The 13193-nt window shown below is 68.9% G+C and carries 12 protein-coding genes; 4 read left to right on the top strand and 8 right to left on the bottom strand.

The annotated features are described in order from the left end of the window. Window positions 1-118 precede the first annotated feature (118 nt). Together ACW7G3_RS14015 and ACW7G3_RS14010 are read left to right on the top strand one after the other, a co-directional pair. Entirely contained in the window at window positions 119-712 is a 594-nt protein-coding gene (locus ACW7G3_RS14015) for a class I SAM-dependent DNA methyltransferase (protein WP_456983520.1), read from the top strand. 97 nt (window positions 713-809) lie between these two features. Next, window positions 810-2147 carry a polyhydroxyalkanoate depolymerase gene (locus tag ACW7G3_RS14010; protein ID WP_456983519.1) on the top strand — a complete coding sequence of 446 codons (1338 nt, stop codon included), beginning with the start codon at window positions 810-812 and terminating at the stop codon, window positions 2145-2147. Between the two features lie 18 nt (window positions 2148-2165). Here the strand turns inward: ACW7G3_RS14010 and ACW7G3_RS14005 are convergent, their stop codons facing one another. Further along, window positions 2166-3074 (bottom strand): sensor domain-containing protein, encoded by a 909-nt coding sequence (locus ACW7G3_RS14005; protein ID WP_456983517.1) that lies wholly within the window; start codon window positions 3072-3074, stop codon window positions 2166-2168. Further along, window positions 3071-3448: a PadR family transcriptional regulator gene (locus tag ACW7G3_RS14000; protein ID WP_456983516.1), complete on the bottom strand. Its 378-nt coding sequence runs from the start codon at window positions 3446-3448 to the stop codon at window positions 3071-3073. Before ACW7G3_RS14000 ends, ACW7G3_RS14005 begins: the two co-directional genes overlap by 4 nt. A 27-nt stretch (window positions 3449-3475) precedes the next feature. Between ACW7G3_RS14000 and ACW7G3_RS13995 the strand changes: the two genes are divergently transcribed. Next, a complete protein-coding gene (locus ACW7G3_RS13995) occupies window positions 3476-4486 on the top strand; it encodes a peptidylprolyl isomerase (protein WP_456983515.1) in 1011 nt (336 codons plus the stop codon). 91 nt (window positions 4487-4577) lie between these two features. Further along, entirely contained in the window at window positions 4578-4871 is a 294-nt protein-coding gene (locus ACW7G3_RS13990) for a hypothetical protein (RefSeq protein WP_456976767.1), read from the top strand. A gap of 242 nt (window positions 4872-5113) precedes the next feature. Here the strand turns inward: ACW7G3_RS13990 and ACW7G3_RS13985 are convergent, their stop codons facing one another. Genes ACW7G3_RS13985 through ACW7G3_RS13960 form a run of 6 tightly spaced genes read right to left on the bottom strand, consistent with a single transcriptional unit; the run spans window position 5114 to window position 12992 of the window. Continuing rightward, window positions 5114-6955: a carboxypeptidase regulatory-like domain-containing protein gene (locus tag ACW7G3_RS13985; RefSeq protein ID WP_456983513.1), complete on the bottom strand. Its 1842-nt coding sequence runs from the start codon at window positions 6953-6955 to the stop codon at window positions 5114-5116. Further along, the gene (locus ACW7G3_RS13980; protein WP_456983511.1) at window positions 6952-9195 is read right to left on the bottom strand and encodes a hypothetical protein; all 2244 of its coding nucleotides are present in this window, start codon (window positions 9193-9195) and stop codon (window positions 6952-6954) included. The genes ACW7G3_RS13985 and ACW7G3_RS13980 overlap by 4 nt, the downstream gene beginning before the upstream one ends. Continuing rightward, window positions 9192-10370, bottom strand: coding sequence for a BatA domain-containing protein (locus ACW7G3_RS13975; RefSeq protein ID WP_456983510.1), 1179 nt, complete (start codon window positions 10368-10370; stop codon window positions 9192-9194). Before ACW7G3_RS13975 ends, ACW7G3_RS13980 begins: the two co-directional genes overlap by 4 nt. Further along, window positions 10367-11254, bottom strand: a complete 888-nt coding sequence (locus ACW7G3_RS13970; RefSeq protein WP_456983508.1) for a DUF58 domain-containing protein — start codon at window positions 11252-11254, stop codon at window positions 10367-10369. The genes ACW7G3_RS13975 and ACW7G3_RS13970 overlap by 4 nt, the downstream gene beginning before the upstream one ends. 15 nt (window positions 11255-11269) lie before the next feature. Further along, window positions 11270-12277 carry an AAA family ATPase gene (locus tag ACW7G3_RS13965; protein WP_456976759.1) on the bottom strand — a complete coding sequence of 336 codons (1008 nt, stop codon included), beginning with the start codon at window positions 12275-12277 and terminating at the stop codon, window positions 11270-11272. A gap of 16 nt (window positions 12278-12293) precedes the next feature. After that, window positions 12294-12992 carry a DUF4159 domain-containing protein gene (locus ACW7G3_RS13960; RefSeq protein ID WP_456983507.1) on the bottom strand — a complete coding sequence of 233 codons (699 nt, stop codon included), beginning with the start codon at window positions 12990-12992 and terminating at the stop codon, window positions 12294-12296. Window positions 12993-13193 lie beyond the last annotated feature (201 nt).

Raw genomic sequence — 13193 nt, 5'->3', positions numbered from 1 at the left:
CCCCCCCCCCCCCCCCCCCCCCCCCCCCCCCCCCCCCCCCCCCCCCCCCCCCCCCCCCCCCCCCCCCCCCCCCCCCCCCCCGCTCCTACAATAGGCAGTCAATTCCGGGATCTGATCGATGGAAAAGCATTACGACCGCGAATATTTCGACCGCTGGTATCGCGGCGCCGGACTGGGTGGACCGCAGCGGCTGGCGCGCAAGGTGGCGCTGGCCGTGGCCACCGCCGAATACCACCTGGAGCGGCCGATCCGCACCGTGCTCGACATCGGTTGCGGCGAAGGCGCCTGGCGCGCGCCGCTGCTCAAGCTGCGGCCGAAGCTGGACTACCTGGGCTTTGACAGCAGCGAGTACGCGATCGAGCGCTATGGCGCCCGGCGCAGCCTGCACTGGGCCCGGTTTGCCGATTTCGAACACCTGCGCCCCTGCCCTCCCGTGGATCTGCTGATCTGCGCCGATGTGCTGCACTACCTGCCCGCACGCGAAATCGATCGCGGCCTGGCGGGCTTGGCCGACCTGTGCGGCGGGGTGGCGTTCCTGGAAACCTTCACCCGCCAGGACCTGACCATCGGCGACGATGACGGCTTCCTGCGCCGTCCCGCCAGCTTCTACCGGAACCGCTTGCACGCCGCGGGCCTGAAGCAGCTGGGCTCGCATTGCTGGCTCTCACCTGCGCTGGCGGAAGGCGCCACGGCGCTGGAACTGCCGGCCTGAACCCCGCAGCGGCGCCCTTCCCCCAGTTCATGCCGCGCTGACGTCGATCGTATATTCTGCACCGCAGCATTTCTCCGCAGAGGGGTTTCCCCAGCGCATGTTCCTGTATCAGTTCCACGAACTCGGCCGCGCCATGACGGCTCCGCTCACCTATTGGGCCGAAGCCAACGCCAAGGCCTTTTCCACCTCCAGCAGTTGGCTGTCATCGCTCCCCGGGTCCGACGAGCTGGCGGCGGCGAACGAGCTGTTCTACCGGATCGGCAAGGACTACGAGAAGCCCGAATTCGCCATCCACCAGGTGATCAAGGACGGCCACGACGTGCCGGTGGTCGAGAAGGTCGTCGTTGAAAAGCCGTTCTGCAGGCTGCTGCGCTTCAAGCGCTACACCGACGACGCCGAGAGCATCCTGGGCATGAAGGACCAGCCCACCGTGCTGGTGGTGGCGCCGCTGTCCGGCCATCACTCCACCCTGCTGCGCGATACCGTGCGCACCCTGCTGCCCGACCACAAGGTGTACATCACCGACTGGGTCGATGCGCGCATGGTGCCCAGGGAGGCGGGCGGGTTCACGCTGGATGATTACGTTGCCTATGTGCAGGAGTTCATCCGCACCATCGGTGCCGAAAACCTGCATGTGATGGCCGTGTGCCAGCCGGTGGTGCCGGTGCTGGCGGCGATCTCGCTGATGGCCGCAGGCGGGGAAACCACACCGCTGTCGATGGTGCTGATGGGTGGCCCGGTGGACGGGCGCAAGTCGCCAACCGCGGTCAACAACCTGGCCACCGAGAAGCCGCTGTGGTGGTTCGAGAACAACGTGATCCACCAGGTTCCGGTGAACTATCCGGGCAAGGGGCGCAAGGTCTATCCGGGCTTCCTGCAGCACATGGGGTTCGTTGCGATGAATCCCGAGCGGCACTTCCAGTCGCACTGGGATTTCTACCAGGACCTGCTCAAGGGAGATGGCGACGATACCCAGGCCCACCGCCGCTTCTACGACGAATACAACGCGGTCCTGGACATGCCGTCCGAGTACTACCTGGACACCATCCGGATCGTGTTCCAGGAGTTCCTGCTGCCGCGTGGTGAGTGGGACGTTGCCGGTGAGCGGGTGGATCCGTCCGCCATCTCACGCACCGCGCTGCTGACGATCGAAGGCGAGCTGGACGACATCTCTGGCCAGGGCCAGACCCACGCTTCGCACGAGCTGTGCACCGGGATTCCCGCTGCCAAGCGGGAGCGGGTGACCATGCAGGGGGTCGGCCACTACGGCATCTTCAGCGGCCGTCGCTGGCGCACCCAGGTCTACCCGAAGGTGCGCGACTTCATTGCCGCACACACCCCCGGCAAAACCCCTGCGCCCAAGGCCGCTGCCCGCAAGGCTCCTGTGCGCAAGGCTCCTGCCGGCAAGGCCGCCGCGCCGCGCAACGGCGCCTGAGCCCAGCCTCCGCCAGGCTCACGCCTGCGCGAAGGTCTTGACCAGCAGGTGCTTGGCCAGCTGGCCGTGAAGACTGCCGATGCCCCGGGCCAGGTGCATGGTAAGGAACAGCAGCAGCACGCCTATCAGCGACGCCACTGGCAGCAGCCAGGGCGCATCCTGGACCAGGTCGATGCCTCCGAGCCAGACATTGAGGTGCACCCCGGGCAGCAGCGCCAGCGGCGAGACGGCCAGTGACACGCCGACGGACACCAGGGTGACTGCGACGGTGAAGTAGACGATCCCCAGCGGCAGCATCAGCAGCATGTACAGCAGCGTGCTCCAGCTGCGCGGGTCGGTGAACATGTCGCCGATACGCTGCCAGATGCTGCGGCCCCGGGCGCTGTACAGGGGCCGGCGCGGCATGCGCTCGCCCAGCATGACTTCCACCAGGCGGCCCTCGACCAGCGAGAGCACCCGGATCGAGCCGAAGAACAGGATCACGAACGGAATGCCGATGATGAGGAAGGCAAGGCCGATGGACAGCGACAGTCCGGTGACCACCCAGGTGAAGTAGAAGATGCCGGTGGCTAGTGCCAGCACCATGTAAAACAGCGATGCGTAGGCCCGCGGATCGGCGGCAACGCCGAAGAACCGGCCCAGTGCAGACTTGCGGGCTGCCGGCTGCGGCGGCCGCAGCGCGGTCTGCACCTTGACCTCGGTCTCGCGGTAGATGTCTGCGACCTCTTCCGGTGCCCCGTAGCTGGAGGCCACTGCGGCGATCACCTCCGCCTCGCTCCGGCCCGGGTTCTCGGCCAGCTCCGATCGCAGGTACTCCTCGGCGTCGTACAGGGCGTCCTGCACCAGCGCCGGGTCGGCGCCCGCAAGCTCCTGACGCAGGTGTGCGAGGTATTCGGGGATATTGGTTGGCAGGACTCGGGCGTTCATGGATTCACTCCCTCCAGAATGGAATCGACGGCATCGCGGGTGGCACTCCAGGACCTGGCGCGATGCTCAAGGCTGCGTCGGCCGGTGGCGGTGATGCGGTAGTAACGGCGCGGTGGACCGGCATCCGACGGCGCCGTATGGCTGTCCAGCAGGCCGGCGGTTTCAAGGTTGCGCAGCACCGGGTAGAGCGCGCTCTGCTTTCCGGCCAGCACCCCGTCGCCGAGGGCTTCCAGGCGCTTGGCGATCTGGTAGCCGTACATCGGTTCGGCGGCAGCGGCCAGCACCGCCAGCAGCACCAGCGACACGGTGCCCGTACTCAGTTCCTTCTCGAACTTCCGCAGCTGCAGCTCGTCGTCGGCGCTGGTGTCACGCATGTCTTCTCCAAAGCATGTGGCGAGACTATGCATAAGTTATGTATAGCGAATGTGCCAGTAGTCATTTCTGCCAGAATCGGGGCTTTCCGCATCTGGATGGCCGATATGCCTCACCGCCGCTTTTCCCTGCCCGCCCTGCCCGTGCTTGCTGGCGTGTTGCTTGCTGGAATGTTCATCGCTGCTCCCGTCACCGCCGAAGAGCCCCTCCCGCCTTCCATGGGCGAGCTGCTGGAGTCATCCAGCGCGGATGACTGGCGCGAGCTGGATGCGGACAACACCCTGTACCTGGAGCTCGACACCGGTCGGGTGATCATCGAGCTGGCGCCGGGGTTCGCTCCCGCGCACGCGGAAAACCTGCGCACGCTGGCGCGCGAACACTTCTGGGACGGGCTTGCGATCTACCGCTCGCACGACAACTTCGTGGTGCAGTGGGGTGATCCGGCGGAAGGTGACGCACGGCGACCGATCGGCAGCGCACGCGAGGCATTGCCGGCGGAGTTCGAGCGCAGCGCCAGCGGCCTGGACTTCCATCGCCTGCCCGACGCCGACGGCTGGGCACCGGAGGTGGGCTTCGTGGCCGGGTTTCCCGCCGCGCGTGATCCCGATACCGGCATGGCGTGGCTGGCGCACTGCTATGCAATGGTGGGAGCGGGCCGCGGGGCAGAGCCCGATTCAAGCATCGGCACCGAGCTGTACGCGGTCACCGGCCAGTCGCCACGGCAGCTGGACCGCAACATCACCCTGGTGGGACGCGTGGTTCACGGCATCGAGCTGCTCAGCCCGATGGCCCGCGGATCCGGCCCGCTGGGTTTCTATGAAGACCCGGCCCAGCGCACCCCGATCCGGTCCGTGCGGCTGGCTTCCGACGTACCCGAATCCGGGCGCACGCCGCTGCAGCTGCTGCGCACCGATACGCCGCTGTTCGACGCAGTGGTGGAGTCGCGCCGCAACCGCCGCGACGGCTGGTACCTGCAGCCGGCCGGGCACATCGACCTGTGCAACGTCCCGCTGCCCACGCGCCTTGCCGGGGAAGGCTGAGCAGCGCCGGTCGGGGGCTGCGGCCATCACGGAAGCTTCGCCCGGGCAGCCATAGCCTGCGGCTGCCCCTGGACCAGCAAGCGAGACCACCATGCCCATGCTCCACATCCGCCTGACCGGCAACGATGATGCCGTTCGCGGCATCATGAACCTGCTGCAAAGCATTGACGGCATCGAGCACGTCGAGGAAATCGCCGACCTGATGTCGCGCATGGATGATGAAGATTCCAGCTCGGCCGGCCTGCACGACGTGCGCGGACCGGACACGCACGAGATCGAGGTTGATGCGCCCAACCTGTCAACCGCGCGCAAGGTGCGTGAAGCGGTGGAGGCGCTGGCGTTCGACCTGGACGCAATAGTGGAGTTCGAAGAAGACGAAGGCTGACCAGCGGCTCCCGATGCCGGACCATGCGACGCGCCAGACCGCTCTTGTAGGAGCGCGCCACGCGCGCGAAACCGCGTGAATCCCGGCGGCTCGCCGAGGCTTCGGTAAGGGCGCAATGACCGACGCCGCGCCGCAAAGCTCGATGTCACGCGGTTTCGCGCGCGTGGCGCGCTCCTACGGTGGGAGACGGATCCGCCTCACGATCAACACCAGCACCCCGAGCACCAGGGCGCGCAGCAGGGTCAATCCTGTTCCAGCGCACTCCGGCCGTGGCCGGCTGCTGTGCCGGACCCGGGTAAACGCCGGCGCTCCAGCCACCATAGCAAGCTGATAGCGCCCAGCCAGGCCAGGAACCACGGCCACGACGGCCCACGCCGCTCTTCAGTCAATGCCGACCTTGCTGGCTCTACCGTCCCTGACCCGGCTGCCAGCCGCTGCGTCGCTTCCTGCAGTGCGGCCGCCTCGATCCCCGGGGCCTCGCCGGCAGCGCGCACATGGAAATGCCAGCGCCCGCCTTCGGCTTCCAGCAGGTGCCAGCCCGCCACCTGCGGCCAGTAGGCAGCGCATTCCGCCGCACCCGCGGCAGGGTCCACCAGCACCGTTGTCACCTGTCCATCCGGAGCCGTCACCACTGCTTCCGATGCCGTCAGGCCGCAGGTAGCCATCCGCGTTCCGGCCCGCGCCCCAGGGTCGAACCACGGCGCGCTGTCGGCCGTCGGCCGGACCAATATGGACGCCATTGCGCTCCACAGTTCCGCGTGCAGGTCGCCGCGTCCGGCCAATGCCAGACGGTAGCTGTCAGTCAACGTCCAAAAGCCCACCCGGCCTCGCCCATGCGCCCGCCACCAGGCGAAGACGGTGTCGGCCCCGGTGCCCAGCGGTACGGCATCGGCAGCTTTCGGCCGCAAGGCCCGCCGCTCCAGCTGCGGCGGCGCTTCGTCAGCCAGGGCGGGGTCAAACGGAGCTTCCGCGCTTCCCGGCCCCATGCGTGCCCGCAGCAGGCTGGCATCTTCAACAGCTGGCAAGGCCACCGGTTCCACATGACCCTCGCCTTCCACTGCCAGACCCAGGGCTGCCAGATGGCTGCGGGCTGAAGGCGACAGCGGACCGTCCACCCGTACCAGCACCCCAAGGCCGGCGGCCATTCCCTCCACGAGCGCAGCGCGCCGCGTGCTACCCATGCCGGCGAGCGCGCGTGCGTCGACGATCACCAGATCAAAGTTGCCAAAGCCTTCCGACGTGACCGGTGCCGGGCCATCCCCCAGTCCCACGCCGCCGCCCACGGAGACCTCCACGTGCAGGTCCAGCCCCGCATCCGTGGCCCAGCGGCGCAGGTGGCGGAACTCGGGGTTGGGCGCGCCGGCAAGCAGCAGCACCCGGGGTGGCGGATCAGCTGCGATCTGCACAGGCACCTGGGCCCGGCCTGTGTCTTCGCCGGCGCTGTCGAGGACCTGAACGGCGTACTGCGCCAGCCCGGGCGAACGCGCATGTCCATCCAGGCTGAAGCGCCCGCTCTCATCCAGTTCCACGGCGCCAGCCACCTGCCCCGCAAGATCCAGCAGTCGCACCTGACCACCCGCGAGCCCTTCCACCCGACCGCTGACGGAAAACTTCGCCCCGGGCACTATCCGCTGCGGCGCAGACAGATGGGTCAGGCCCTGCGGCAGCGGTCCAGGCTGGAAATCCATCAGCAGGCCACGCGCCACTTCCCGGTCCCGCGCCTCCAGCCCGTGGCCCAGCACCTGCAGGCCCATGCCCGGGTGGCGGCGCAGCGCCGTGGCCAGGTCGGGAACCGGCGAAGCATCCAGCGCAGGCGGGGCTTCGGGCAGTGACACCACCACCGCCCCGGTTGCCCGGGCAGGGTCTGCGCCGGCGGTCAGCACGCTCAAGGTGCCGCTCTGCACCGGCTGCTGTGGCGGTATCAACGTCAGGTACAGCAGACCGGCGCAGACCGGCTGCAGCAGCATGAGCAAGACAAAACGCCAGAGCGGGCCGGGCGAACGCCGCTGCCACAACAGCAGTCGCACCCAGGCCAGCACCACTGCCACGGCAATCATCGCCGGCAACAGCGACATCACGTTCATGGCCCGCCCTCCATCTGCAGCGCCTCCATCTGCAGCGCATCCAGGTACCGGCCGCCGGCCGCATCCGCCTCAGCGCGACGCGGCACTTGCGCAGCCGGGCGCTCGATCAGGGTCCACAGCAATGCACGCAGGTCCTCGCTGCAGGAGATACAGGCGGGCTCGCGGCGCAGCGCATCAAGCGCCGCGGCGAGCGCCAGCGGATCGTCAAGGCGGTTCCCGTTGGCAGCGGCCCAGGCATCCAGCAGCTCAAGGTCCGCGCCTTCGATACCCGGGGCTTCCGCCATGGACTGCCACAGGGATTCAAGCTCATCCCCACCCGCGTCGCGCAGGGTCGGCGCCAGCGCCCGGCGGGCAATGCCGTCGCGCTCGCCACCGAGGCGTCGGCTTTCATCGATCGGCGGCAGCTGCGTGCCGACCCGGGCCAGGTAGATGCGGTCGGCCTCGCGGACCTGCTGGATATGGGCCAGCGCGCGGTAGGCATACGGCAGCGCCCGTTCCGGATCGCCCTGGCGCAGGGCCAGCTCGGATTGCCACATTTCACCGAGCGCCAGGCGCAGGGTTTCGCGGGTACGCGGATCCAGAAGAGTCGCGGCCTCGGGCAGGTCATGCAGGTGGGCGTATTCCTCCAGCACGCCCTCCATGCTGCCGAAGGCGGCCGCCTCGCGCGGCTGCCCGCCCCCATGGTCGTGGTCGTGCAGGTCGGTCGTCATTCCCGTGTTGGCGTGGGCGTGGTCGCTGTCGCCACCAGCCGGCACGGGGAGCGGCTCGGGCTCCTGGCCGAAATCGTCGATCGGCAACAGGGTCGGCGCCGGTACCGGCGGCGCGTCATCAATCGGCAGGCCGGGACCGTCCTCGGCCTCTTCGCCCATGAACTGGCCGTAGCGCAGGCGCAGGATGCGCTGGTCCACGCCCAAGGCATCAGAGCGCCCGGCGAACAGCTCCGGCGCCAGGGCGGGCCGCTGTTCCAGCAGCGCTTCGGCGTCGATGATGATCTGGCGCTGGCTGCGGAAATATGCCGGCAGCACTTCGCGCGCAAAGGCATCGAGGCCATCCACATCAGGCGGCGGCGCCGGTGGCCAGCGCAGAATCAGGCTGGGGCTACGGCCGCTCTGCGGGCCGGGCTCGCGGTTGTCCCGCACCTCCAGCAGGACCACCAGGTCTTCTCCAGGCTGCAGCCCAAGTGCGATCGGATCCAGGGTGGTCTCAAAGTGCCTGCGCGTCGGCGGACCGCTGCCGCGAACGATGCGGGTGCTCTCGGCGAAGGTGATGTTTTCGCCGGTACCCTGGGCCAAGGTGATGCGCAGGGTCGCATCGGCAGCCACGCCGTAATCATCAGTCGCTTCGAAAGCGAGCTGCCATTGCCGCTGGCCCGGCTCCATCAGGCTCAGGCTGCGTTCCGGCACCAGCACCCGCACCGAGGGCGCCTGGTCGGCAACCGCGTCCAGCCGGTGCAGCGGCGGTGCGGGTTGCGTCGGCGCGCCTGCAGGCAGAATGCGATACAGCACGGAACGGGCCAGCGCGTGCGCTACGCTCCAGCCGCCTTCGCCCAGTTCCATGGCAGTCTCATCGCCGTCATGGAAGGCCAGCGCGGCGCCATCGGGCTCGGGGGCGAAACGCAGGGTCCACCGCAGTTGCGAGCCTTGCGGTGCTTCGAGGTCCAGCGTTTCGGCATCCCAGGCTTCAAGTCCGGTATAGGCAGGCGGCTCAACCCTCAGTCGCCACGCCTCCAGCCGCGGTGCGCCCGGCACGACGGCCTGCGATGGCGCGGCGCGCATGCCGTCGCGGTCAACCTGGGCGGGCCACATCAACGCGGCAGCGATCACCAGCACGGCCCCGCCGGCGGCGACCGATGCGGGCCGCTGCGGCCACGGCGGCCGCAGGTCCGGCATGGGAGTAGTGGCGATGCGCTGGCGCAGGCGTTCACGCTGCAGGAGCTGCAAGGGCGCAAGTTGCGCACGGGCTGAAAACAGCAGCGCGGCACTGTCTTCCATATCGCGCCGCCGCACGTCCAGCGCCCGCGCCAGCCATTGGGCATTGATCCGGCGTGCACGCCAGGTGGTAAAACCCGTCGCAACGGCCAGTCCCGCAACGGCTGTCGCCAACGCGGCGACGGCTCCGCCAAACCGCCATGCCAGCGCGGCGGCTGCGGCTACTGGCGGCAGGACAACCAATGCGCTGGACAGCACCACCCGCAGGCGGACTGCACGCATTGCCAGACGCAGGCGCAGCGCGGGGCTCATGACTGTTCCCCGGCTGACCGCATGGGACGCCGGCGCGGCGTCGCCAACCAGCGCTCGATCAGGAACAGCAGCGCGATCAGCAGCCCCAACCAGGGCTTCAGCTCGCGCGGGGACTGCGTCCACGCGGTATCGACCTGCAGCGGCGAGTGGGCGACCGCAGCCACGCTTGCTGGCGGCGCCGGTGGACCCTGAAGCACCCCGCGCAGCCGCAGCGGGAAGTCCGGTTCCAGCAGTTCAGGCATCTGCGCCGGTGCCAACACACGGGTAAAACGCAGCAGCCGGCCTCGACCGTACGAAGCGCCCTCCACCAGCGGCTCGCCCACCTCGCTGCGCCACCAGGTAACGGAGCCCGCGGGCAGTTCGACTTCGGCGGAAGCGTCCAGCAGCAGAACGCCTCCTTCGCGGGTCCAATCGAGCACCGCCTCCGGTACCGGCCCGCCGGCCAGCCATGCAAGATGGGTGGCGGCAGGATCGAAAGGTTCGTTGACCGGTTGTGGCTGAAGCGACTCGCCGGCCGGCCCTTCCGCATCGCCCCACGACGCTGCGGCCACACGCAGGTAGCGCAGCGCGGCTGTCCTGTCGCCGTCATGGCGCACATGCAGGACAAGGGGCTCTATAGGAGATGCCTCCGGGGCCTGCATCGCGCCCGGCAGCACGTGCCAGGCAACCGGACGCGACAGCTGCGGTCGCTGCGCATCCATGCCGTGCAGCCATTCAGGCACGGCGACGGTGAGGGATGCTTCCGGCGGCAGCTCCGCATCCAGCTGGCGCAGCAGGCTGGCGACCGGCACCTGGCCCTCGGGTGCCGACTGGTCCAACGGTGGAAAGCCGGGCGCCAGCCAGCGCGGCGGCTCCGTCCCTTCGGACAGCGCACGTACCTGGCCCGCATCCACGCCGGGAACCGCCACGGTCCAGCCCGCGACATCCTGTTCGCCATGCAGCACCGGCCGTGCCAGCCACAGCGCCAACAGAGCGAGCAGCAGCAGCCGCAGCAACAGCAGCGGCCATTCCTCGATCCGCACGCGCCGCTGCGGGCGCGCTGCCTGACGCAACCAGCGCATGGCGGCAAACGGCGTCGGAGCCATCTGGCTGTGCCGCGCCAAGTGGATCAGCAGCGGAAGCAGCAGCGCGGCGAGTGCCGCCAATGCTGCGGGCAGCAGCAGGCCCAGGCTCATGGTTGCCCCGCCCCGGCGAACAGGCGCCGCAGCGGCAGTTCCAGCGGTTCATCCAGCACGTACACGGTGTGGCGGATACCCGCGGCATTGAAGCGCGCCTGCAGCGCGCGCTGCGCGGCAGCGAAGCGGGCCAGGAATCCTTCTCGCATGGCCGGGCCGTCACCAGGCAGCTCCGCGCCGGTTTCCGGATCGCGGAAGCGCCGCCCTTCGGTGAACGGAAAATCCCGTTCGGCCACGGTCAGCAGCTGGGCAGCCAACACCTCGCGCCGCGCGCCTGCAAGCCGGGTGGCAAGCGCAACGCTGGTGTCGTCGAAAAAGTCGCCCAGCAGGATCACCACGTCATCCGGACCGATCCGCTGGCGCAGCGTCTCCAAGCGGTCTTCGGTCGGGAAGCCACCACCCGCTGCGGCTTCGCGCAGCGTCAGCAGCAGCCGGTCGCGCTGGCGCACCCCGGCCGCAGGAGGCATCAGGGAGAGGCCATCGTTGCCTGCCAGTGCCAGGCCGAACGGATCACCCTGGGCCAGGGACAATTCGAAAACACACGCGGCCAGCGACTTGGCTGCTTCCAGCCGCGACCAGTCGCCACGACCTTCATCCGCCTGTCCCATCGAGGCGCTGGTATCCACCACTACCCAGATGGCCAGCGGGCTTTCCCGTTCGGCCTCGCGCACGTAGAAGCGGTCGCTGCGTGCGTAGAGTTTCCAGTCGATCCGGCGCAGTTCATCGCCCGGCTCATACCCCCGGTACTGCACGAATTCCTGACCCGCACCGCGCTCGCGGCTGCGGTGCAGGCCGAACCCACGCCCGCCCGCGGCGCGACGCGCGCCAATCCGCAGCGCACGCAACATGCCGCGCAGCTGCGGCGGGATCGGATCCCAGGCCATCACCGCGCCCGCTGATCAGTCGGCCGCGGTGCCCGGCGGCGGCACCTCGCGCAGCAGCGCCGCGACCACATCGTCGGCATGCACACCTTCGGCTTCTGCCGCGAACGACAGCAGCAGGCGATGGCGCATTACCGGCGCCGCCAGTGCAGACACGTCATCCCGCGTCGCCGCCAGACGCCCCTGCAGCAGCGCGCGGGCCTTGGCGGCCAGTACCAGCGACTGGGCCGCACGCGGGCCGGCACCCCACTTCACATAGCTGCGCACGGCTTCCGGCGCGCCTTCGCCGGGGCGGCTGGCACGCACCAGACGCACGACCCACTGCATCAGGTCACCACCCACATGCACCTGCCGCACCAGCGCCTGCAGCGCCAGCACCGCCGCTGCATCCATCACCCGCGGCACCTCGGCAGTGCCCGTGCCTGTGGTCTGTTCAACGATCGCCAGCTCTTCCGCCTCATCCGGATACTCCACCCGCAGCTGCAGCAAGAAGCGGTCCAGCTGGGCCTCGGGCAGCGGATAGGTGCCGCCCTGCTCGATCGGGTTCTGCGTGGCGAGCACGAAGAACGGCGCCGGCAGCGCGTGGGTCACGCCGGCATAGCTGACGGTACGCTCCTGCATCGCTTCCAGCAGCGCGGCCTGGGTGCGCGGCGGGGTGCGATTGAGCTCATCGGCCAGCAGCAGGTTGGTGAACACCGGCCCCTTCTGGAAGCGGAAGCTGCGATGGCCAGTGCCGTGATCCTCTTCCAGCACCTCGGTGCCGAGGATGTCGCTGGGCATCAGGTCGGGGGTGAACTGCACCCGCCGGAACTCCAGCTCCAGCGCCTGTCCCAGGGTCCGCACCAGCAGGGTCTTGCCCAGCCCGGGCACGCCCTCGAGCATGCAGTGGCCGCCAGCGAGCAGGGCCACCAGCAGCTGCTCAACCACTTCCGCCTGGCCAACCACTGCCTGGCCAATGGCTTCACGCAGCCCATCCAGCGCGCCCAGGCGCTGCTGTACATCGGATTCGGTCAAGCGGTCGGTCATTGCAGGGTTCCGTGGTTCACGCGGTCAGCGCATAGATGACGATGTTGACCGCGAACTTGGTGTTGTCTTCGGCCAGGAAGCGCTTGTTGCGCCAGTCGAAGTCCCATTCGCAGCCGTAGTCCTTGTTGCTGTAGAGCACGCCCAGGCGACCATCGATTTCGATGCCCTTGAGGTAATCGTGGACCAGGTCATCACCCCAGCCGTTGAGTTCGTAACTGGTCGCGGGCGGGCCATCGGGAAAGCGGAAGAAGCTGCTGTAGAGCGAGTGGTTGTTGGGCAGTTTGCGCAGCGCATCGGCACCGAAGATCGACGTCATCTGCGCCTCGAAGGATTTTGCGAACAGGCCGTCGATGTCATGGTTGCAGTCATCGACGAACACGAAGCCACCGTTGCGCACGTAGCGTTCGAAGTTGCGCCGCTCGGCGGGATTGAACTCCACCAGCTTGTGCCCGGCCAGGTAGCAGAACGAAGCCTCCAGCATGCGCGGATCCGCCAGGTCCAGCACCTGCTCGTCCGGATCCACCCGCAGGTTGGTGTAATCGATCAGCGCGGTGATCACGTTGGACGGCATGCGCGCATCCACGTCCCAGTCGCCGGACTCATAGCGCAGGCGGGTGAAGCGGAAGTCATACCCGCCCGCGGCCAGTAGCGGCCGCGGCAGCATCAACGCCGCCGCGCCACCCAGCATCAGCCTGAGGAACTGCGCCCGGTTCATGCCTTCATTGTAGGAGCGCGCCACGCGCGCGAAGCCGCGTGACAACTGGCGCTGCGAAGCTGTTTCGGCCACCTCGAAACATGAGGGGCCGGGGGGGGGGGGGGGGGGGGGGGGGGGGGGGGGGGGGGGGGGGGGGGGGGGGGGGGGGGGGGGGGGGGGGGGGGGGGGGGGTGGGGGGGGGGGGGGGGGGGGGGGGGGGGG

It is taken from the genome of Luteimonas sp. A478 (assembly GCF_054052025.1).
This window is presented reverse-complemented; position numbering and strand designations above follow the sequence as displayed.